22 protein-coding genes are annotated in these 22581 nt (G+C 53.6%); 5 read left to right on the plus strand and 17 right to left on the minus strand.

Features of this window, described 5'->3' with window-relative positions:
• The first annotated feature begins 50 nt into the window (after positions 1-50).
• Positions 51-1325, plus strand: coding sequence for a tyrosine--tRNA ligase (tyrS, locus tag ABU190_RS11435; RefSeq protein WP_354691346.1), 1275 nt, complete (start codon positions 51-53; stop codon positions 1323-1325).
• A gap of 71 nt (positions 1326-1396) precedes the next feature.
• Here the strand turns inward: tyrS and gstA are convergent, their stop codons facing one another.
• Both gstA and dtpA read right to left on the minus strand, forming a co-directional pair.
• The gene (gene gstA, locus ABU190_RS11440; RefSeq protein ID WP_354691347.1) at positions 1397-1999 is read right to left on the minus strand and encodes a glutathione transferase GstA; all 603 of its coding nucleotides are present in this window, start codon (positions 1997-1999) and stop codon (positions 1397-1399) included.
• Positions 2000-2103: 104 nt separating this feature from the next.
• Positions 2104-3612, minus strand: coding sequence for a dipeptide/tripeptide permease DtpA (gene dtpA / locus ABU190_RS11445; RefSeq protein ID WP_354691348.1), 1509 nt, complete (start codon positions 3610-3612; stop codon positions 2104-2106).
• Between the two features lie 731 nt (positions 3613-4343).
• Here dtpA and ABU190_RS11450 point away from each other — a divergent pair.
• Positions 4344-4775, plus strand: a complete 432-nt coding sequence (locus ABU190_RS11450; RefSeq protein ID WP_354691349.1) for a CopD family protein — start codon at positions 4344-4346, stop codon at positions 4773-4775.
• An 11-nt stretch (positions 4776-4786) separates the two neighbouring features.
• On the opposite strand, the gene nth is transcribed toward ABU190_RS11450, so the two are convergent.
• The 10 genes from nth to blr form a co-directional block, all read right to left on the minus strand.
• A complete protein-coding gene (nth, locus tag ABU190_RS11455; protein ID WP_041851541.1) occupies positions 4787-5422 on the minus strand; it encodes an endonuclease III in 636 nt (211 codons plus the stop codon).
• Positions 5422-6114, minus strand: coding sequence for an electron transport complex subunit E (locus tag ABU190_RS11460; RefSeq protein ID WP_041851540.1), 693 nt, complete (start codon positions 6112-6114; stop codon positions 5422-5424). The genes nth and ABU190_RS11460 overlap by 1 nt, the downstream gene beginning before the upstream one ends.
• Before the next feature lie 2 nt (positions 6115-6116).
• Positions 6117-6737, minus strand: coding sequence for an electron transport complex subunit RsxG (gene rsxG / locus ABU190_RS11465; protein WP_354691350.1), 621 nt, complete (start codon positions 6735-6737; stop codon positions 6117-6119).
• A gap of 9 nt (positions 6738-6746) precedes the next feature.
• A complete protein-coding gene (gene rsxD / locus ABU190_RS11470; protein ID WP_125124442.1) occupies positions 6747-7799 on the minus strand; it encodes an electron transport complex subunit RsxD in 1053 nt (350 codons plus the stop codon).
• Positions 7800-9905, minus strand: a complete 2106-nt coding sequence (gene rsxC / locus ABU190_RS11475; RefSeq protein ID WP_354691351.1) for an electron transport complex subunit RsxC — start codon at positions 9903-9905, stop codon at positions 7800-7802. It abuts the gene before it with no gap.
• Positions 9898-10476: an electron transport complex subunit RsxB gene (gene rsxB / locus ABU190_RS11480; protein WP_041851536.1), complete on the minus strand. Its 579-nt coding sequence runs from the start codon at positions 10474-10476 to the stop codon at positions 9898-9900. Before rsxB ends, rsxC begins: the two co-directional genes overlap by 8 nt.
• A complete protein-coding gene (gene rsxA / locus ABU190_RS11485) occupies positions 10476-11057 on the minus strand; it encodes an electron transport complex subunit RsxA (protein ID WP_041851535.1) in 582 nt (193 codons plus the stop codon). The genes rsxB and rsxA overlap by 1 nt, the downstream gene beginning before the upstream one ends.
• Before the next feature lie 77 nt (positions 11058-11134).
• Positions 11135-11572 carry a DUF2569 domain-containing protein gene (locus ABU190_RS11490; RefSeq protein WP_354691352.1) on the minus strand — a complete coding sequence of 146 codons (438 nt, stop codon included), beginning with the start codon at positions 11570-11572 and terminating at the stop codon, positions 11135-11137.
• A 74-nt stretch (positions 11573-11646) separates the two neighbouring features.
• Positions 11647-11862, minus strand: a complete 216-nt coding sequence (gene ydgT / locus ABU190_RS11495; RefSeq protein WP_041851533.1) for a transcription modulator YdgT — start codon at positions 11860-11862, stop codon at positions 11647-11649.
• Positions 11863-12102: 240 nt separating this feature from the next.
• Positions 12103-12228: a division septum protein Blr gene (blr, locus tag ABU190_RS11500; RefSeq protein ID WP_169040077.1), complete on the minus strand. Its 126-nt coding sequence runs from the start codon at positions 12226-12228 to the stop codon at positions 12103-12105.
• A gap of 227 nt (positions 12229-12455) precedes the next feature.
• Here blr and ABU190_RS11505 point away from each other — a divergent pair, with 227 nt between their 5' ends.
• On the plus strand, positions 12456-13496 hold the full coding sequence (locus ABU190_RS11505; RefSeq protein ID WP_041851531.1) for an oxidoreductase: 1041 nt from the start codon (positions 12456-12458) through the stop codon (positions 13494-13496).
• 32 nt (positions 13497-13528) lie between these two features.
• Here the strand turns inward: ABU190_RS11505 and add are convergent, their stop codons facing one another.
• From add to manA, 4 genes are all read right to left on the minus strand, one after another.
• Positions 13529-14530 (minus strand): adenosine deaminase, encoded by a 1002-nt coding sequence (gene add / locus ABU190_RS11510; protein WP_354691353.1) that lies wholly within the window; start codon positions 14528-14530, stop codon positions 13529-13531.
• 206 nt (positions 14531-14736) lie between these two features.
• Positions 14737-15171, minus strand: coding sequence for a universal stress protein UspF (uspF, locus tag ABU190_RS11515; RefSeq protein ID WP_041851529.1), 435 nt, complete (start codon positions 15169-15171; stop codon positions 14737-14739).
• Positions 15172-15365: 194 nt separating this feature from the next.
• Positions 15366-16922, minus strand: coding sequence for a YdgA family protein (locus ABU190_RS11520; RefSeq protein ID WP_354691354.1), 1557 nt, complete (start codon positions 16920-16922; stop codon positions 15366-15368).
• Positions 16923-17020: 98 nt separating this feature from the next.
• Positions 17021-18199 (minus strand): mannose-6-phosphate isomerase, encoded by a 1179-nt coding sequence (gene manA / locus ABU190_RS11525; protein ID WP_354691355.1) that lies wholly within the window; start codon positions 18197-18199, stop codon positions 17021-17023.
• Positions 18200-18397: 198 nt separating this feature from the next.
• Between manA and fumA the strand changes: the two genes are divergently transcribed.
• Positions 18398-20044 (plus strand): class I fumarate hydratase FumA, encoded by a 1647-nt coding sequence (fumA, locus tag ABU190_RS11530; protein WP_354691356.1) that lies wholly within the window; start codon positions 18398-18400, stop codon positions 20042-20044.
• A gap of 146 nt (positions 20045-20190) precedes the next feature.
• Positions 20191-21591: a class II fumarate hydratase gene (gene fumC, locus ABU190_RS11535; RefSeq protein WP_354691357.1), complete on the plus strand. Its 1401-nt coding sequence runs from the start codon at positions 20191-20193 to the stop codon at positions 21589-21591.
• Here the strand turns inward: fumC and tus are convergent.
• Positions 21588-22517, minus strand: coding sequence for a DNA replication terminus site-binding protein (tus, locus tag ABU190_RS11540; protein ID WP_079498067.1), 930 nt, complete (start codon positions 22515-22517; stop codon positions 21588-21590). The two genes, fumC and tus, sit on opposite strands and share 4 nt — an antisense overlap.
• Positions 22518-22581 lie beyond the last annotated feature (64 nt).

Raw genomic sequence — 22581 nt, forward strand, 5'->3', positions numbered from 1 at the left:
CGAAAAGTCGTGTACCGGCAGAGGTGCAGTCGTTTTAAATGGAGAATTTGATGGCAAGCAGTAACTTGATTAAACAATTGCAAGAGCGCGGGCTGGTAGCCCAGGTGACGGACGAGGAAGCGTTAGCAGAGCGACTGGCGCAAGGCCCGATCGCGCTCTATTGCGGCTTCGACCCTACCGCCGACAGCTTGCATTTGGGGCATCTTGTTCCATTGTTATGCCTGAAACGCTTCCAGCAGGCCGGGCACAAACCTGTCGCGCTGGTGGGCGGCGCGACGGGGCTGATTGGCGACCCGAGTTTCAAAGCCGCTGAGCGTAAACTGAATACCGAAGACACGGTGCAGGAGTGGGTGGATAAAATCCGCAAACAGGTTGCGCCGTTCCTCGACTTCAACTGTGGTGAAAACGCGGCGATTGCGGCTAACAACTACGACTGGTTCGGCAATATGAACGTGCTGACTTTCCTGCGCGATATCGGCAAGCACTTCTCCGTTAACCAGATGATCAACAAAGAAGCGGTGAAGCAGCGTCTGAACCGTGACGATCAGGGTATCTCGTTTACTGAGTTTTCCTACAACCTGCTGCAGGGTTACGACTTTGCCTGCCTGAACAAACTGCACGGTGTGGCGCTGCAGATTGGCGGTTCCGACCAGTGGGGGAACATCACCTCCGGTATCGATCTGACCCGTCGCCTGCACCAGAATCAGGTCTTTGGTCTGACCGTTCCGCTGATCACTAAAGCTGACGGCACGAAGTTCGGCAAAACCGAAGGTGGCGCAGTCTGGCTTGATCCGAAGAAAACCAGCCCGTACAAATTCTACCAGTTCTGGATCAATACCGCGGATGCTGACGTTTATCGCTTCCTGAAATTCTTCACCTTTATGGACATTGAAGAGATTAATGCTCTGGAAGAAGAAGACAAGAACAGCGGCAAAGCACCGCGTGCCCAGTATGTGCTGGCCGAGCAGGTGACCAAACTGGTTCATGGCGTAGAAGGTCTGGTGGCGGCAAAACGCATTACCGAAAGCCTTTTTAACGGCAACCTGAGCGATCTCAGCGAAGCAGACTTCGAGCAACTGGCGCAGGACGGCGTACCGATGATCGAAATGGAGAAAGGCGCAGACCTGATGCAGGCGCTGGTAGACTCGGAGCTGCAGCCATCTCGTGGTCAGGCGCGTAAAACCATCGCCTCCAACGCGGTCACCATCAACGGTGAGAAACAGTCTGATCCGGAATATTTCTTCCAGGAAACGGACATTCTCTTTGGCCGTTATACGCTGTTACGTCGCGGTAAGAAGAACTACTGTCTGGTGTGCTGGAAATAACCGCCAGATACGCGAAACATGAAAAAGGAGTGGGAAACCACTCCTTTTTTTTATGGCAAAAGCGTGGAAGATTAAATCCCTTCTGCGGCCATTGCGGCGGCAACCGCCGGACGAGAGGCCACGCGTTGCATATAGTTGGCAATATTCCCGGCCTGCGGGAAGTTCAGTTTCACCGCTACCGCCCAGCGCAGTACCGTGAACAGGTATGCATCGGCAATGGAGAAGTTCTCGCCGTTAATCCACTGCTGGTCTGCCAGCGCCGCGTCAACATACTCCAGTTTCTTTTCCAGCAGAGCGCGAGCGGTCGGTTTGAACGCTTCTGGCGTATCCGGACGAAACAGGGGAGTAAACCCTTTGTGCAGCTCAGTTGCCACGAAATTCAGCCACTCCAGCGTCTTGTAACGGCTCAGGAACCCCACCGGCGGCAGCAGGTCGCTTTTCGGTGCGCTGTCAGCCACATACTGCATAATCGCCACGCCTTCGGTTAACAGGGTGTTGGCATTAATGGCCAGTGCCGGGATCTGTCCTTTCGGGTTGATAGCCAAAAAGTCATCACCATTTTCCAGGCATTTTTTTGCTAAATCCACGCGTGCCAGTTCAAAGTCTTTACCTGCTTCACGCAGAACAATATGGGAAGCCAATGAGCAGGCGCCTGGTTTATAAAACAGTTTCATTCTTCACTCCGGTGGTTGAATTCGGGCATAGGTTATTACCTGCGGGTATAAAAAAAAAGCCGTTAACGTGCGTTAACGGCTTTCTGCTGAAACTCTGCGCAATCTTATGCTGTCGCGGTTTCCGACGCTTTCGCGGCTTTATCGCTATCATCACTCTGGGTCATGCGGTTCAGTTTCGGCGCGGCGAGGATCATCAGCGCGGCGATAACAGCAGTCACAATACCGATTTGCAGGAAGACGTGACCGTAGACATTAAGTGACATCAGTGGGTCAGTGACGTTTTCCGGGATAGCCATCTGGTTTGCGACGTAGCCTGCGATGATGTTCGCACCGGCGGTCGTCAGGAACCAGCTACCCATGATAAAGCCCATCAGACGCTGTGGAACGAGCTGTGCCACCATGGCGAGGCCCAAACCGGAAATCATCAGCTCACCGATACTCTGCAGCCCGTAGCTCGCAACCAGCCAGTTTACGGAGACGATACCGGCATCAGACGCGAACTTCGCGCCCAGCGGCAGGATCAGGAATGCACCTGAACACAGCACCATACCGATGGCAAACTTATACGGCATCGGCAGGGTATCGCCCATTTTGTTATAGATAGCAGCCAGGATCGGGCTACCAATGATAATCCAGAACGGGTTCAGCGCCTGGAACTGCTCCGGTTCGAACGTGATACCCAGCAGCGTATGTTCAACGTTACGAATGGCGAAGAAGTTCAGCGATGTCGGCATCTGGCTGTACAAGACGAAGAAGACAATGGCCTGCAGCATCAGAATGAAAGCGACGATCATTTTACGACGCGCCGCGCCCTGCAGAGCAAATGTCTCTTTTGCGAAAAGGCACACGATGCACAGTGCAACCACACCCAGCACCATACGTGCGATGCCCTGGTTATGCAGCAGCCATGTGGCGATGGTAATCAGGATAGCAACGCCGACGATGGTCGCCAGCAGGTAGCCCATACGAACCGGCTCGAAGTCAGGTTTAGAACCGTAGTTTTTGACCCAACGCTTGCAGAACGCGAAGTTCACGATGGTGATCAGCAGGCCGACGACGCTCAGGGCAAACGCGGTGCTCCAGCCAAACTCTGCAGCCAGCCACGGGGTAGCCAGCATAGAGAAGAAAGAACCAACGTTAACGGCCATGTAATACATGGTGAATGCACCGTCGAGACGCGGGTCATCTTTTGCGTAGCAGGTGGAGAGCAGGGAAGACGGGTTGGCTTTAAACAGACCATTACCGACGGCGATCGCCGCCATACCCATATACACGATACTGGCATCGTGACCAGACCACGCTACCAGTGCGTAACCGATGGCCAGCACAATGGCCCCCAGCATGATAACGCGCTTTGTCCCCAGAACTTTATCGCCCAGCCAGCCGCCAATAGCGACAAGACCGTAAACCAGCGCGCTAAAAGAGGAAAACAGGGTAATGGAGTCCGCTTCGGACATACCCAGTTGTTTAACCAGGTAGACAGCCATGATCCCCTGCAGACCATAGAAGCCGAAACGCTCCCACAGCTCGATGGAGAAGATCAAATAGAACGCTTTAGGTTGTTTGAAAGCGTTCAGACTCACACTTTCGGTTGGTTTGTTTGCAGTTGACACATAGACCTCTTTTTTTACATCCCATATTAATGGGGTGATTCGAGACGCGATGCCCAGTATTCATCGCGCTTATAATTATTGCGGGAGGGAAAACGGCGGGTAATGTTCCTGATCCTGGGATTCGAGGCAAGACTTTTGTAATGATCTGTTACATTTATCTTTAGCGATATTATAATCCAGCGGTGGAAATGTTATTTAGAGTTAAATTTTGCAGGGTAATTAATGGCAGTTTTTTTCACTAATGCAGGCCGGTAAAATTTGGTCAAAGGTGATATCTTCTGCTGTTAAGCGGTAACGGCAGTTTATCAGCCTGGTCTGATTATAATTAATGGTCTTATGTGTTGGTTTAAACCCTGCGTGACACTCTCTGACCTTGTTTTCGTTCAGCTAAAGATCCTTTTTTTAACACCCTTGCATCAATGTGATAAAAATCACACATCTGTAGAATTTTTTTGTCATAAAAAAACATTGGCTCTGATTAAAAGCTAATAAGCAACAGATAATATGATAAAAATGCGAGTTATGCCGTATAAAGCGCGTTAACAAGAAAACATTACAGGTATGCATTTTTGCTTATAGCTAAGTATGAACAGCAGAATCCATTACTCACGCCTATTGCCTTGTACATCAGAATGCAGTAGATCAATGTTTTTCCTATAAATGAGCAAGTCGATGACAGTGTTACGCGATACTGTCAAATTCCTTCTTACGCAATTCTTTGGAGTCATTTCATGAACGTGCATTCGTGGCTTAACGCACTACATATCATCGCGGCGATCATCTGGATTGGTGGAATTTTTGTCATGGCCACGGCTGCGGCCTGGTGTGCACAGGCGGTGGGCAAAAATGCACCGACGGCGACAGCGCTGGCGGCATTTGTGCGCAACTGGAGTCGTAAAGTCACGACCCCGGCGATGATCGTGCTGTGGGTGATGGGGCTGGCGATGGTGCTGGCACACGGGCAGATACCGCATCTGTGGTTGATTCTCAAACTGGTGCTGGTGGTGTTGCTGTCAGGTATTCACGGAATGTTATCCGCAACCTTACGTCGCCTTGCTGGCGGTGAAATCACGAAGGTGCCGGGGATGGTGCCACGCGCCACGACCATCGTCATTGTGGCCGTGGCAGTCATCATTTTGCTGGTTGTTTTTAGACCGTTCTGAGTAAAGCGAATTCAGAGCTCGGTTTTGCTCTCGAATTCGCATAAGTCTTCGATAATGCAGGAGCCGCAGCGTGGCTTACGGGCGATGCAGGTATAGCGGCCATGCAAAATCAGCCAGTGATGACAATCGACCTTAAATTCCGCCGGGACGACGCTCAGCAGCTTTTCCTCAACCTGCTCAACGTTTTTCCCCGGCGCGAAGTGGGTGCGGTTACAGACGCGAAAAATATGCGTATCAACAGCAATGGTCGGCCAGCCAAATGCCGTATTCAGCACCACATTGGCCGTTTTGCGCCCCACACCCGGTAGCGCTTCCAGCGCGGCACGATCTTCGGGCACTTCGCCGCCGTGTTTTTCCACCAGAATACGGCAGGTTTTAATGACGTTTTCCGCTTTGGTATTAAACAGACCAATGGTCTTAATATAGGATTTGACGCCCTCGACACCCAGCTCCAGCATGGCGTGCGGGGTATTGGCAACCGGGTAGAGCAGGGCTGTTGCCTTGTTCACGCTGACGTCGGTTGCCTGCGCAGAAAGCAGGACCGCAATCAGCAGTTCAAAGGGTGAGTTGAAGTTAAGCTCTGTCGTCGGGTGCGGATTGGCATCCCGCAGGCGGGTGAGGATCTCCCGTCGCTTTGTTTTGTTCATCAGGCCTTCCCGGGCACCGTGTGGGCAGTTTCGTCGGCAACGGTCGCTGCGCGACGTTTCTTCGTTCTCTCGTCAATCAGATATTTAATAGCCAGCAGCATGCCAAGGCCGATAAATGCCCCCGGCGGCAGCATGGCCAGCAGGAAGGACGAGTCCGTATGGAACACTTCAATACGCAAAACTTTCGCCCAGTTGCCCAGCAAGCCATCCGCGCCGTCAAATAAGGTTCCGTTGCCGAGGATTTCACGAATCGACCCTAGTGTAAACATGGTGCAGGTTGCCCCCATGCCGATGGCAAAGCCATCAAGGGCAGACAAGCCAGGGCTTTTTTTGGCAGCAAACGCCTCCGCGCGCCCCACCACGATACAGTTGGTGACGATCAGCGGAATAAAGATACCGAGCGACTGATACAAACCGTAGGCATAGGCGTTAATCAGCATCTGGACGATGCTCACCACGGAGGCGATGATCATTACGTAAATAGGAATTCGGATTTCAGATGGCGTCCAGTGACGTACCAGTGAAATCGTAAAATTGGTCAGCGTCAGCACAAGCGTAGTGGCAAGGCCAAGGCCCAGCGCATTGGTCGCGGTGGAGGTCACCGCCAACAGCGGGCACATACCTAATAACTGAACCAGCGCGGAGTTATTCTTCCACAACCCCTGGACAATAATGTCTTTAATTTCGCTCATGGTTACTCTCCACAGGTCGGTAAACTGGAAAGTTGCGCGGGCAACGTGGGCGCGTACAATCCGGCGCGTTTCACCGCATTGACCACCGCTCGCGGGGTGATGGTCGCTCCGGTGAACTGATCAAAATCGCCACCGTCTTTCTTCACTGCCCAGTGCGGGTCAGTGGCCCCTGCGATTTTCTTGCCCGCGAAATGGGTGATCCAGTCAGAAATACGCAACTCTATTTTATCGCCCAGCCCCGGCGTTTCGTGATGCTCGGTCACGCGGGTGCCAAGAATAGTACCGTTAAAATCGGCGCCTACCAGCAATTGAATAACACCGGAATAGCCGTCGGGTGCCGTCGCTTCAATGACCGCAGCCACCGGCGTATCGTCTCTACGGGCTATATAGACTTTATGTTTGCCTTTCCCAAGCGCCGGGTCATCGACCACGTAACAGCTCTCCTGCAAGGCGTTATTATAGATGTCGCCAGGCAATACCTGACCAAACAATGCCTTTTGCTGCTGCACCGCCTGGTCGGCAATGGTGGATTTGGTTAACTGGTGAATTGCTGCTGTCATTCCGGTTGAGGCCGCCGCGAACAGCGTCAACGTCATGCCGTATTTACGCATGGTATCTAGCATGGCGACTCCTTAACGATGTCCGTACACGCGTGGGCGTGTGAAGTAATCAATTAATGGCACGGTAATGTTTGCCAGCAGCACGGCGAAGGCCACGCCGTCCGGATAACCGCCAAAACTACGGATAAGCCAGACCAGTAATCCCGCAAGCGCGCCGAAAATCAGGCGGCCTTTATTGGTTGTCGAGGCGGTAACCGGGTCGGTCAGAATAAAAAACGCGCCCAACATAGTGGCACCCGAGAGCAGATGCAGTTGCGGCGACGCCAGACTTTGTGGTGAGAAAATCCAGCCCAGCGTTGAACAGACAGTCAGCGAAACCAGGAAGGCTACCGGGATATGCCAGCGAATGGTTTTCTGCCACAGCAGGAAGATACCGCCCAGCAGATACCCCAGATTGACCCACTGCCAGCCCGCACCCGCCAGTACGCCGCTGTAAATGGCCGATTTGAGGATCTCATCGACCGGATGCCCGGCATGAAGCGATGTTTTAAAGGTATCCAGTGGTGTTGCCTGGCTGATGCCATCAATCCCCATCCGCAGGCTATCCATCGTATGGCCGGTGGCTGCATGTCCAGTGAAGATGATTTGTACGGCATCCATCAGGCCTGGAACCGTTTTGGCTATCTCAAAAGGCGGTAACCAACTGGTCATCTGTACCGGGAAGGAGATCAGCAGGACCACATAGCCGATCATTGCCGGGTTAAACGGGTTATGCCCAAGGCCGCCATAGAGTTGTTTAGCAATGATAACCGCGAACACCGTGCCCAGCACCACCATCCACCAGGGGGTAAATGGCGGAACGCTGACTGCCAGCAGTAAACCGGTCAACAGGGCAGAGTTGTCCCCGAGGATGGCCCCGATTTGCTGTTTACGCAGCCGTAATACCAGCGCTTCTGCCGCCAGCGCACTTCCGCAGGCAAGGATAATCTGCAACAACGTTCCCCAGCCGAAGAACCAAAGTTGTGCTGCAATACCGGGCAGGGTCGCAAGCACGACCAGCAGCATAATGCGCGATGTCTGGCGCTGATTATGGGTATAAGGGGAACTGGCAATTCTGAAAACCATTTAATCCTCGTTAACTGCTTGCTGTGCGGCTTTTTTTGCCTGAACCCGGGCGATAGCTGCCGCTACGGCCGCCTTTCGGGGATCGTCATTGGCGGCAGGGGCTGGTGCGGCCTGCTGCTGCAATTTTTTGGCTTTTGCCCGCGCGATAGCGGCTTCGACGGCTGCCTTACGCGGATCGACAGGTTCAGCGGCAACGGGGGCCGGGCTTTCCACCGGCACGACGACGTCGCTGGCGCCTTGCTGCTGTAATTTTTTGGCTTTTGCCCGGGCTATGGCGGCTTCAACGGCAGCCTTGCGCAGGTCGACAGGTTCAGCGGCGACGGGGGCCGGGGTTTCCACCGGCACAATAACGTCGCTGGCCCCTTGCTGCTGTAATTTTTTGGCTTTAGCGCGTGCGATAGCGGCTTCGACGGCAGCTTTACGCGGATCGACAGCTTCGCTGGCGACAGCGTTACTTTCCGGCACATCTTGTTGCTGCGCTTTTTCTGCCTGACGTGCGCGCGCCTGCGCCTTACGCGCCTCGCGGGCGGCAATCACCTCGCTATTATCCGGTACGCTTCCGGCCTGAATCACGATGGGTTGCGCGCTGGTGGTCTGTTTTTCACGCACGCGGACGAGGGCTGCGTCAATTGCCTGCTGATCTTTTGCGGCAGGCTGGACAGCGGCTTTTTTGTGGCGTTCAGCACGGGCGGCTTTTTCCCGCTCCAGACGCGCCTGACGCGCCTCAAAGCGCGCTTTAGCTTCGGCGTTGCGCTTTTCTTCCTGCGCAATGGCGTAAATCTCGGCTTTTTCCTGACGGAAATACTGGACCAGCGGGATATTACTTGGGCAGACCCACGCACAGGCACCGCACTCAATGCAATCGGACAAATTGTGCGCAGTGGCTTTGTCATGCTGTTGGCCTTTACTGAACCAGTAAAGCTGCTGCGGCAGCAGATCCGCCGGGCAGGCATCGGCACAGGCGCTACAGCGGATACAGCCTTTCTCTTCCTGCTGCTCACCCATTTCAGTGGCCGAGGGCGCCAACAGGCAGTTGGTAATTTTCACCACCGGAACATCAAGCCAGGGCAGGGTAAAGCCCATCAGTGGCCCACCCATGATGACCAGTTGTTCAGCGGAGGGACAAAAACCGGCATGTTCCAGCAAGTGACGCACCGGTGTCCCGAGTCGTGCCCAGACGTTTCCTGGTTTGCTGACACTCTCCCCGGTCAGTGTTACCACACGTTCGGTGAGAGGTTCGCCGTCGATAATGGCCCGCTTAATGGCATAAGCGGTGCCGACGTTTTGCATCAGCACGCCAATATCGGATGAACGACCACCGTGGGGAACCTGCTTGCCGGTCAGAATCTGTGTCAGTTGTTTTGCACCGCCGGACGGGTATTTAGTCGGGATGACGCGTAACTGGATGTCATGCGAACCAGCCAGCACCGCACGTAGCATGGAAATGGCCTGCGGTTTGTTATCTTCAATACCGATCAGCACCTGGCGCGGTTGCAGAATATGCATCAGGATGCGCACGCCTTCGACTATCTGCGCGGCGCAGTCCTGCATCAGGCGGTCATCAGCGGTGATATAGGGTTCGCACTCGGCGGCATTGATAATCAATGTCTCGATAAGATCGCCGCCACTTTTCAGCTTCGCGCCGGTCGGGAAACCTGCACCACCGAGTCCGGCAACGCCAAACTGGTGTATACGCTCAATCAGCGCGTCGCGATCGCGAGAGCGATAATCGCTCCAGCCGTCACGTTCAATCCAGCGATCTTCTCCGTCAGCCTCAATAATGACGCTCAGTTCGGGCAGGGCAGAGGGATGCGCGGTAGAGTGAGGGGCAATGGCGACAATATTACCGGAGGTTGGCGCGTGGACTGGCAACATCCGCCCGCGACCACGGGTCAGCGGTTGACCACGAAGCACGCTGTCGCCCACGTTGACGCACAGTTCACCCTCAGCGCCGATATGCTGTTTTAACGGTATAACAAATCGCGTCGCCAGCGGAAGCTGGCGCAGCGGTGTACCACTGGACTGTGTTTTCATCTCCGGCGGATGGATACCGCCGTGGAAATCCCACAGTTTGTCTTTGCGAAAAGCAGAAAATAACTTAAGCATGTTGTTCCACGGGAATAATGCGCACGGGAATGGCCTGCAGGTCCCATTTCCAACTGGCGGTGGTTGTCTCTACTGGACGCAGTTCAATACACTGCGTCGGGCAGGGATCCACACAGAGGTTACAGCCGGTACAGAGGTCACTCATTACCGTGTGCATGGCGCGGGTCGCGCCGACAATGGCGTCGACCGGACAGGCCTGAATACATTTGGTGCAGCCGATGCAGTTCGCTTCATCAATAATGGCGAGCATGCGTACCGGTTCGGGCACGACGACGTCACCGTCGATAGGCTGCGGCTCCACATTTAACATTTCGGCGATTTTCAGCATCACCGCTTCACCGCCGGGTGCGCAGCGGTTAATTTTCTCGCCCTGTAGGCCAACGGCCTCGGCATAAGGGCGGCACCCAGGGTAACCGCACTGCCCACACTGGCTCTGCGGCAAGAGATCGTCAATTTTCTCAACGACGGGATCGTCTTCTACCGCGAAACGACGCGAGGCATATCCCAGTACGACACCAAACAACAACCCGAGCACGCTCAGGGCCGCGATGGCAATCCAGATTGCATTCATTACAACTTCACCAGACCACTAAAGCCCATAAAGGCCAGAGACATCAAACCGGCGGTAATGAGGGCAATCGCATTACCGCGAAACGGTGCGGGCACATCGGCGACGACAAGACGTTCACGGATGGCGGCAAACAGCACCATGACCAGAGAAAACCCGACGGCAGCGGAAAAACCGTACAGCGCGGATTGCAGGAAATTATGCCCGAGGTTGATATTCAGCAATGGCACGCCCAGCACCGCACAGTTAGTGGTGATAAGCGGCAGAAAAATCCCCAGCAGGCGATACAGCGCCGGGCTGGTTTTGCGCACCACCATTTCGGTGAACTGCACCACCACGGCAATAACCAGGATAAACGCCAGCGTACGCAGATAGATGAGATCCAGCGGAATGAGCAGCCAGGTATCGATAATCCACGCGCAGATAGACGCCAGCGTAATAACGAAAGTTGTGGCAAGCCCCATGCCCATCGCGGCTTCGAGCTTTTTCGAAACCCCCATGAACGGGCACAGGCCAAGAAATTTCACCAGTACGAAATTATTGACCAGAACGGTTCCGATAAATAGCAGCAGATAGTCTGTCATTGTTTGGCCTGAAATAAAAAAAGCCGCCTATTATCGGTCAAACAGCACCGGGCGACAACAGGATAACTGTAAGGTTATTACGGGTTCACAAAGGTCGCTTTGACCCGCTGTGAGCGTTTGAAATAAGGCACGATCAGCGCGGCTGCGAGTAATGCCGATAAAAGCCCGCGTACCGCCACATCGTCCGATACGGGGGAGAAGGCAAAAGCTTTCATAGCCAGCAGCACGCTAATCAGTAACCAGATAATCATATGTTTCAGGACGCTACGGCGGCGTTTAAAAAAGGCGATAATCAGCCATAGCGTGTAATACCAGACGCCTGCCGCCAGGGCAAAAGAGGCAAACCAGGTCAACAGTTCCGCCAGTGGTCGTACACCGATGGCGGCAATGACCAGCGGAACCTGAGTTTTAGCGACATCCAGGAGACGTAACGTCTGGCCCAACAACGCGACCAGCAACCAGGCTAAAGGCGCAAGCAGCCAGCCGCCGATTCTTTCTGCAGATGTCGTTATCATGCTTGTTCCTCACGGGCGGTCACTGATTTATCGGCCGAGGAGTATAAAGCATTATGCGCCAGATGCCAGTGGCGTTATTGCACGTAATGCCACACGGACTTGGGTACACGGCCAATATCGAACAGGCGGCCACCGGAAACCAGCTCAGCCCGGCGATGATCGGCGGCGCGATACATGTTAATGATTTCTTCGTTGTCGGTCAGTGTGTAGTTAAGGTGATCGAACAATTTTTCCAGACTTTCAAGTGAACTGATTTTGCGGAATTTTAATAAATAGTCCTGAACGGTCATTTTTAGCGTTATCCATGTTATAAAAAGGCATTAATACATTCGTGGGTAATTCGTTCGAATAATAGTCGGGCTTATCAGGACGTAAATTGTCTCTGAATGTATCGCCATGAAATTAAGAATTTTCTTTAAGGTTAAATGGATGCCAGAACGGCACCCGTCAAGAAGATTAGCGCTCTTCGCCACGCCTGGCAATACGCAACGCAGTACCATAATTAGGTATACCTGCGTTCGCTTCGCATTTTATTTTTTCTGCGCGACGATACTCTGTTCCGGCGGCTGGTAATTATCGATATGACTGGCGAACACCAGAAGAACGGTCGAAACACCCAATACAACCCAGCCTGTTAATTCAATAATCCGATTGATGATAGTGGCCATAACTCTACAACTCCCTTAGGTCTGATTTGGGATGTTACCTGGGCGAACAGCGGACGACAAGGGACCGACGCCTGTTTTTGGAAAATTCCGTATCATTAAAGTAATTGCATGAGGAACCCTGTTTTCACGGTTAAATTCCTTAAACGCATATGTCGCTGTTGTCCCTGAAAGAGAGATGGTGTGAAATACACGCTCCAATAACGAGAGGCCGCTTTATGAATGACAATATCCGGGTCGGACTAATTGGTTACGGCTATGCCAGTAAAACCTTCCATGCGCCGTTGATTGACGGCACGCCGGGAATGGAGCTGGCGGCAATCTCCAGTAGCGATGAGTCGAAAGTGAAGGCGGACTGGCCGGCAGTGTCGGTCGTATCAGAACCGAAACATCTATTTAATGATCCGAAAATCGACTTAATCGTCATCCCCACGCCTAACGACACCCATTTTCCACTCGCCAAAGCCGCGCTGGAAGCGGGCAAGCATGTGGTCGTGGATAAACCCTTCACCGTGACGTTGTCACAAGCAAGGGAACTGGATGCGCTGGCGAAAAGCTGTGGCCGCGTGCTGTCTGTGTTTCATAACCGGCGCTGGGATAGTGACTTCCTGACGCTGAAAGCCTTGCTGGCCGACGGTGCGTTAGGTGAGGTGACCTTTTTTGAATCACACTTTGACCGTTATCGCCCGGAAATTCGTAACCGCTGGCGTGAACAGGCGGGTCCGGGAAGCGGTATCTGGTACGATCTGGCCCCGCATTTACTGGATCAGGCCGTCAATCTGTTTGGTCTGCCTGTCTCGCTGACGGTGGATCTGGCGCAATTGCGTCCAGGCGCACAGGCGACAGATTATTTCCATGCGGTGCTCTCTTACCCGCAGCGCAGAGTTATTCTGCATGGCACGATGCTGGCCGCGGCGGAATCAGCGCGTTATATCGTGCACGGTACCCGTGGTAGCTACGTGAAGTTTGGCCTCGATCCGCAGGAAGAGCGCCTGAAATCGGGTGCAAAACTGCCGCAGGAAGACTGGGGATACGATATGCGCGATGGGGTATTAACCCGAGTCAATGGCGATGCCCGTATTGAAGAAACCTGGCTCACGGTGCCGGGTAACTATCCCGCCTATTATGCGGCTATTCGTGACGCGTTAAACGGTGCGGGAGAAAACCCGGTTCCGGCAAGCCAGGCCATCCAGATAATGGAACTTATCGAATTGGGTATTGAGTCGGCAAAACATCGCTCGACGCTTAATCTGACCTGAATAAAAAAGCCGCTCAGATGAGCGGCTTTTTTTTATCCCTGTAAAACCTTTTCTTTGAGAGCCTGCTTTTCAGCCGCAGAGATAAACGCGATTTCCAGACCGTTGACTTGCGCCTGGCGAATCTGTTCGCGGCTCAGTCCGGCGGCTGGGGCGGCAATCTGATACTCATGACCAATCTCCACACCCTGCACGGCCGGATCGTCTGTGTTAATCGAGGCCAGCACGCCATGCTCCAGGAAGGTTTTCAGCGGATGCCGTGCCAGTGACGGCACGGTGCTGGTCTGGATATTGGACGTCAGGCAGGATTCGATACCGATACGTTGTTCGGCCAGAAATGCCATCAGTGCCGGATCTTCAATTGCTTTGACCCCGTGACCAATACGCTCTGCGCCCAGTTCGCGAATCGCCTGCCAGATGCTTTCCGGGCCAGCCGCTTCGCCTGCATGCACGGTGATATGCCAGCCTGCGTCGCGCGCACGGTTAAAGTGGGGCAGGAACAGACTACCGGGAAAGCCCAGTTCATCCCCCGCCAGATCCAGCGCTGTGATGCTCTCACGATGAGCCAGCAACGCTTCAAGCTCCTGTAAACACGCGGCTTCGCCAAAGGTACGGCTCATGATGCCAATCAGGCGTGCCTCGACACCGAACGCCTGGCTGCCTTCGCGCACGCCGGCAATAACCGCTTCAACCACGCCAGCGACAGGTAGATTGTGCGTCATCGCCATGTAGCCAGGGGAGAAACGCAGCTCAACGTAATGCAGACCCTGGCGTGCGGCGTCTTCCATATTCTCATAAGCCACGCGACGGCAGGCATCAAGGGAGGCCAGCACTTTTACGCCCCAGTCCAGCTTCGCAAGGAAACTCACCAGATCGGGTTCGTTGGCGGTAACCTGCACGTGTGGCAGCAATGTTTCAAGCGTTTGCGCGGGAAGGGGAAGATTAAACTCACGGCCAAGATCGAGAATGGTTTGTGCCCGAATGTTGCCGTCCAGGTGGCGATGAATATCAGTTAATGGCAAGTTGGTATCAATCATGGTCGCACTCTTATTTTAAGTAAAGTGCGATACATTATACCACATGTCAGCAGCGCATTAGCATTAGTGGTAATAGATTGAATTTATGATGAAGTTTTACGCGTGGAAACGTCAGAATGGCCGTGGACTGTTGGCACTATTTTTTACCTCCCCCTGCAACGATTACAGGGGGAGTCATGACGTTATATTTCTATCCATTCAGCAGACTAACGAACAACAAGCACCGGGCATTTTGCGTGGCGGACCACCGCTGCGGCATTTGAACCTAACAAATAGGTGGTCATATCTGGCCGGTGTGAAGCAATGATGATGAGATCCGCTTGAATGGTATCCGCGAGTTTGAGGATCTGATCCTTAGGCGTCCCGGTAACAGCATGCGTCTGCACTTTTTCCATTGGAATTTTAAATGCTTTGACGATTTCATTCAGCCGCGATAACGCCTCTTCTTGCAGGTCTTTTAATTTTGGTAATGCTGCTGAATATGCCAGTCCCAGCGTTGAATAATAAGGATGAGAAGGGATAACCGTCAAAAAATGGACTTTCGCAATATTAATAACGGCGTGTGCCTGAACATACGGGATGACTTGTCGGGTCAGTTCGCTTTCGGAAATGTCGATGGGTACTAATATGGAGCGATACATATAGACCTCCTGTATGAATTCATACAGGTTAAATAGTATGCCATTAGCCACAAAAAAAGTGTGTGATTGGTTTCAGTTCCAGGTAAATAAGGACAATTACGACTTTTGTCGTAGCATCGATTTTATTTTTCAAGCGTAACGGTTGAGCGGCGCATATAGCTGAAAAAAAGCCCCTTGGGTAAGGGGCTTTAGGGTTACTGCTGCGGCACCGCAGGTTCGACAGGAGCGGTCGGATCATCCGGCGTTTCCGGTGAATCTTCCTGCTGTGGCATTGAAGGCAGGCCAAACATGCCGACAAATTCGTCCAACGGCATTTTCTCGCCGTTCAGTGTTACCTGACCGTTAGCGTATTGCAGGCTGGTGCCAATGGTGTTGTTTTCGAGTGTCGTAATACGGAACATCTGACCCATTGCCGCCAGGCCTTTTACCTGCTGGCTTGCCAGTTTGGCTGCTTCATCCTGTTGATAACCTTCCAGCTTCGCAACCTGAGTCATAAACTCAACGGCCATATCCATCGGGATAGTTAGCTTACTGTCCAGCGACTTCACATTTTTGTCCACTTCCTGGGCCAGCGTCTGCGGCGGCGCGCTAACAGCCGTATCGGCGGCCGGATTTTTCAGGAACAGGGAGAGGTTGAATGCCGTTTCGCCTTTGCTGTTCTTCCAGCTCAGCGGAGCAATAGTGATGACAGGCTCACCTTTTAACAGCAACGGGAAGGCATTAAAGAAGGCTTCCGCCGCTTTTTGCTGATAGAGCGCCGGGTCTTTCATGACATCTGGCTGTGCCATCAACGCCTGTGTCTGAGCGTTATACTGCTGGCTAAACTGGTGCCAGGCTTCGCCGTCAATCTGGCCAATCTTCAGCGTCAGGTTGCCACTGCCCATCTCCTGATTCTGGATTTTCAAACTCTGAATGGTGTAGTCGAGCTGGCTATTAATGGTTTTGTTATCTTTCGCGACCTCAGATTTGCCGTTCAGATTCATCCCTTCAATGACCGCCATCTCTTTGTTTTCAATAGAGATAGCCAGCTTGTCCAGCGTCACTTTCTGGCTGCCAACGCGCTCGTTAAAGCTGGCAAGTTGCGTCGTGCCTTCCGTTTTAAGGTTGTTGAGGGAGAGCTGAATTTTCTGACCGTATTCGTTAACCGTATCAACCAGCGCGCTCTGCGCCTCGCCGCTGACGGTAATTGCATTGCCGTCTTTATCGGAACTGATGCGGAATTCACCCCCGCTAAAGGCCACTTTCTCGCCCTCTTTTTCCGAGTTAAGCGGGCGCAGCGTGAGATCCGTACGGGTATCGCCACTGTAAGCGATGCGGGTCTCTGCGACGAACGGCGATTGCCCTTTGGCGATATCAAACAGCGGCTTCGTCATCTCATTGTTGACGAGCGTGGAATGTACCGATGCCATCGACGGGATGACGTTCAGCTTTTTAAGTTGCGCCAGTGGGAAAGGACCATGATCAATATTTTCATGCAGTACGATGGTCTGGCCCGGCTTAAACCATGGGTTTTCCTTACCCTCGACCGGTTTTACCACCAGTTCCATCTGGCTGCTGAACAGGCCCCGATGGTAGTTTTGAGAAGATAACTCCACGCTGGCCTCAGGCGCGGTGCGTTTAATCTGTTCATTCGCCTGGCTGATCATCTCCCCCAGACGGCTTTCAAGCTGTTTCCCCGTGTACCAGGCACCACCTGTCCAGATGATCCCGAGCGCAATAACCACTCCGGCAGCAACCAGCGTTTTTTTCATCGTTATTATCCCTAAAAATAAAACCAGGCGGGATCATCCGCCTGGGTATGTGAAAAGGCTCTGTAGAGCTTAGCAATCCTTGCTAAAAAGTTCAGTAACTAGTTGAGCTTATTGTAGACCCGCGCCAGTCTACCCACGCCGCTTACCGTCACAGGAGATTCGCTGGCACTTATAAATGCCGACTCGCCGGGTTTGAGCGCCAGAGTCTCATCCCCTTTGCTGAGTACGGCTTCGCCTTCCACACAAAACAGGATAGCCGCGCTCTGCTGCGCCACATCGCTACCGGTGGTAGAGAGGTCATGCAGCGAAAATGCAAAATCATCAACCGGGATCGGAAATTCCAGGCTGGAAGCCTGTTTTACGGGTTGGGTCAGTAATTCACTGGCAGGTTTGGGGGTGAATTTCACATTTGCGACCAGTTCCGGAATGTCGATGTATTTCGGCGTCAGCCCTGCGCGCAGTACGTTATCAGAGTTGGCCATGACCTCCAGCGCTACCCCCTGAAGATAGGCATGCGGGGTTTCGGCGAACAGGAACATCGCTTCACCGGGATTAAGTTTCACCACATTGAGCAGCAGCGGGGAGAACAGGCCGCTGTCATCAGGATAAAACTCGGAAATGACACGAATGGTTTCCCACGGTTCGCCCTGCTGGCTATTGAGTGCCGCTTTCAGCACCGCCAGCGCCCGCGATTTTTCATCACCCTTTAAATTCAACAGGCTGGCGAACAGTTGACTCAGGCGTTCCGCGCCGGGTTCTTGCAGAAAATGAGCAATAGCCTGGTTGGCGCCCGCCACCGGTTGTAGCAGAGAGACGATTTCGGAGAACGGACGGAAGGCGTTCATCGCCAGGAAGGGCGTCAGTGCAAAGACCAGTTCCGGTTTATGGTTCGGGTCTTTGTAGTTACGCTCGGCCGCATCGAGTGGAATACCGGCGGCATTCTCTTTCGCAAAACCGATTTCAGAGGCCTGTTTGTTCGGATGCACCTGAATGGACAGCGGCTGGGCGGCACACAGCACTTTAAACAAAAAGGGCAACTCGCCAAAACGTTCGGCGACTGCACTGCCCAGCAAGCCTGCTTTGTCCTGTTCAATCACCTCGCGAAGCGAGTGAAGGTTACCCTGCGCGTCCTGCACTTTTGAGCTGCTCCTGGGGTGCGCGCCCATCCACAACTCGGCCATTGGCTGGTTGTCAGGGTTAGCGACGCCATAGAGTTCCGTTAACGCGTTTTTACTTCCCCAGGCATAGTGCTGCACTGAGTTAATGAGTTTTTGCATTATCCCGCCCTTCATCATGGTCAACTTAATTGCACGTATTAAAGCAATAAATTTGTTCGAAGTAATCAGAGCAGGCAAAAAGTCGTACTAGTCTCAGTTTTTGTTAAATAATTGTGTAGGATATGCGGACTCGCTTTTTTGTGGCAGATGGATGTCCTGCCGAAACAATAACCAGTTCGTGCTGTAAGTGAGAGAACAATGTCGAATAAACCTTTTTATTATCAAGAGCCTTTTCCGCTGAAAAAGGACGAGACCGAATATTATTTACTCAGCAGCGATTACGTTTCCGTCGCCGATTTTGATGGTCAGGAAGTGCTTAAAGTCGATCCTCAGGCGCTGACCCTTCTGGCGCAACATGCCTTCCACGATGCCTCTTTCATGCTGCGCCCGGCGCATCAGCAACAGGTTGCCGATATCCTCAGTGATCCGGATGCCAGCGAAAATGACAAATATGTCGCGCTGCAATTCCTGCGTAACTCCGAGATTGCCGCAAAAGGTATTTTGCCGACCTGCCAGGATACCGGCACGGCCATCATTATGGGTAAAAAAGGGCAGCGTGTGTGGACGGGAGGAGGCGATGAGGCTGCCTTAGCGCGCGGCGTCTATAACACCTTTATCGAAGATAACCTGCGTTATTCGCAAAACGCCCCGCTGGATATGTACAAAGAGGTCAATACCGGGACTAACCTGCCGGCACAGATCGATTTGTATAGTGTTGATGGCGACGAATATAAGTTCCTTTGCATCGCCAAAGGAGGCGGTTCCGCCAACAAAACCTATCTGTATCAGGAAACGAAAGCGCTGATCACCCCGGCGAAACTGAAAGGTTATCTGGTCGAGAAAATGCGTACCCTGGGCACCGCTGCCTGTCCGCCGTACCACATCGCGTTTGTGATTGGCGGTACCAGCGCAGAGGCCACGCTCAAAACGGTCAAACTGGCCTCGACGAAGTATTACGACGGGCTGCCAACCGAAGGTAATGAGCACGGTCAGGCGTTCCGTGATGTGCAACTGGAAAAGGAACTGCTGCTGGAAGCCCAGCAGCTTGGCCTGGGCGCACAGTTCGGCGGCAAATACTTTGCACATGATATCCGCGTGATTCGTCTGCCGCGCCACGGTGCCTCTTGTCCGGTGGGGATGGGGGTTTCCTGCTCGGCGGATCGTAACATCAAAGCCAAAATTAACCGCGAAGGCATCTGGCTGGAAAAACTGGAGCAGAACCCCGGCAAATACATTCCGGAATCGCTGCGCCAGGCAGGTGAGGGCGAAGCGGTGAAGGTCAACCTTAACCGTCCGATGGAAGAGATCCTCGGCCAGCTCAAACAGTATCCGGTCTCCACACGCCTGTCGCTGACCGGGACGATCATCGTGGCGCGTGATATTGCCCATGCGAAGCTCAAAGAGCTGATGGATGAAGGCAAGCCGCTGCCGCAGTATGTGAAAGATCACCCCATCTACTACGCGGGACCTGCGAAGACCCCTGAGGGGTATGCTTCGGGTTCACTAGGCCCCACCACCGCCGGGCGTATGGACTCGTACGTTGACCAGTTGCAGTCGCAAGGTGGCAGCATGATCATGCTGGCAAAAGGCAACCGCAGCCAGCAGGTGACCGATGCCTGCCATAAACACGGCGGTTTTTACCTTGGCAGTATTGGCGGGCCGGCGGCGATTCTGGCGCAAAACAGTATCAAGAGCCTTGAATGTGTGGCCTACCCGGAACTGGGGATGGAAGCTATCTGGAAAATCGATGTTGAAGATTTCCCGGCCTTTATCCTGGTGGATGACAAAGGTAACGACTTCTTCCAGCAAATCCAGTCGGGCCAGTGCGCACGCTGTGTAAAATAAGAACTGCCGCCCTTCGGGGCGGTTTTTTTTGCGCCGGTTAAGCGCACGAAGCAATAAACGTCGTCATAACAAGCATCAATACTTAAGCTTTGTTTGCAGGTGAGCAATGTCGGTACTCAACATCACTTCGTAACAGGGAGAAAGTAATGACAACGCATCGTAGTGAGAAAGATTCGATGGGCGCGATTGACGTCCCGGCAGACAAGCTGTGGGGGGCGCAAACCCAACGGTCGCTTGAGCATTTCCGCATCTCGACGGAAAAAATGCCGGTCTCGCTTATCCACGCACTGGCACTGACCAAACGTGCGGCGGCAAAGGTCAATCAGGATTTAGGGCTGCTGGCGGCGGAAAAAGCACAGGCCATTATCGAGGCGGCGGATGAGGTGCTTGCCGGAAAACACCCGGATGAATTCCCGCTGGCTATCTGGCAAACAGGATCTGGCACCCAGAGCAACATGAACATGAATGAGGTGCTGGCGAACCGTGCCAGTGAGCTGCTGGGCGGCGAACGTGGCATGGGGCGTAAAGTGCACCCGAACGACGACGTCAACAAGAGCCAAAGCTCGAATGACGTTTTCCCGACGGCGATGCACGTGGCAGCGGTGATTGCCGTGCGCGAACACCTGCTGCCTCAGCTTCTGGTGCTGAAAAAAACGCTCAACGAAAAAGCGACTGCCTTCGCCGATATTGTCAAAATTGGTCGTACTCACCTGCAGGATGCCACGCCGCTAACGCTCGGCCAGGAGATTTCCGGCTGGGTGGCGATGCTGGAACATAACCTCAAACATATCGAACTGAGCCTGCCGCACCTGGGCGAACTGGCGCTCGGCGGTACGGCGGTGGGAACCGGGTTGAATACCCACCCGGAATATGCCAGACGAGTGGCAGAAGAACTGGCCGCCTTTACCCGGCAGCCGTTTATTACCGCACCGAACAAGTTTGAGGCGCTGGCCACCTGTGATGCATTAGTCCACGCCCACGGTGCGCTGAAAGGGCTGGCGGCATCACTGATGAAAATTGCTAATGATGTGCGCTGGCTGGCTTCCGGCCCGCGCTGTGGGATTGGCGAAATTTCTATTCCGGAGAATGAGCCGGGCAGCTCCATCATGCCGGGTAAAGTTAACCCCACCCAATGTGAAGCCATGACCATGCTCTGCTGTCAGGTGTTAGGCAACGACGTGGCGGTCAATATGGGCGGCGCATCCGGCAACTTTGAGCTCAATGTCTTCCGCCCGATGGTTATTCATAACTTCCTGCAGTCGGTGCGTCTGTTGGCCGACGGTATGGAAAGCTTTAACGAGCATTGTGCGGTGGGGATTGAGCCGAACCGTGAACGTATCGACCAGTTGCTCAATGAGTCGCTGATGCTGGTGACCGCTCTGAATACCCATATCGGCTATGACAAAGCGGCAGAAATTGCCAAAAAAGCGCATAAAGAGGGGCTGACGCTCAAGGCCTCGGCGCTGGCGCTCGGCTACCTGACGGAAGCCGAGTTCGATAGCTGGGTGCGTCCGGAATCGATGGTGGGCAGCATGAAGCCCGTTTAATCAGCAAGATAGAGGTGCAGCCGGGGGATAATTAACGTCAACGGCTGTGCCTGCGGTTTAAAACGGTGCTGGATATTATCCTCCTGGTAATTCAACAACTCGCCGATGTCCGGCACTTTCCCGCCATGTTCTTCACTCACCAGCGCAATCAGCGGCGTCGGGCAGGCGTACTGCACCTGCTTTTGCGAATCCGCATACCAGACGCGCGCAATCGGCTGCACCTTTACCGGACGTTTGATTTTCAGGCGAGCCTGCTGCGGCAAAGAGGCAATCGCGGCGTACTCTTGCTCAAGACGCTCCTGCCACTGCTCGCGGGTCCACGGCGCGACGGCGCGCGGCGATTTACGGCTTTTATCAAGCAGTGCAAGCACCTCATCGCGGGTGAAATTCTTGATGATATGCTTGTTAGCCCAGCCAAAGCGCAGGGTGGCGGGATCGCGAATGGCGGTTAACGTGCGGTAGGCATTCAGGGTAATCAGACCAGGTAAATGGCGATGCACCCACTCGAAGCGGGCGGTCGGTGCCAGCCCGGAATCGACGGTCACGATGCGTTCAAAGGTCATTTTCAGGGCATTGATGGTGTTAATAGTCTGCTCCAGCCGGGCGCGGGTCGCCATATCCACCTGATAACAAATGACACCCGGCAAACGCACGGCGGCTTTACTGCTGCGGTTTTCCGACTGCTGCTGAATAAACAGATGGGTATAGTGGCGCAGGGCCGCGTCGGCGGCACGCTTGCCCACCCGCTGCTTTACCTGAATGGTGGGCAGCGGCTCGTGCTCCGCGCCTTTGGCGACGTCCGGCAGGGTGAAGACGCGGCCCGCCAGTAAACGGCAATCGGAGAGTTGTCCTTTCAGGACGGCCAGTTCCTGTTCGAGCTGGCGAAAAGTGGTGTTCAGGCGTTCTATCAGGTCGTACGCTGCCATTTTATCATTCCTTTAGTTACAACATGCTTATGTTGTAGCACACCCTTCCACGCCTTAACACTGT

The sequence above is a fragment of the Phytobacter sp. RSE-02 genome (assembly GCF_040578655.1).
Classification (GTDB): Bacteria; Pseudomonadota; Gammaproteobacteria; order Enterobacterales; family Enterobacteriaceae; genus Phytobacter; species Phytobacter diazotrophicus.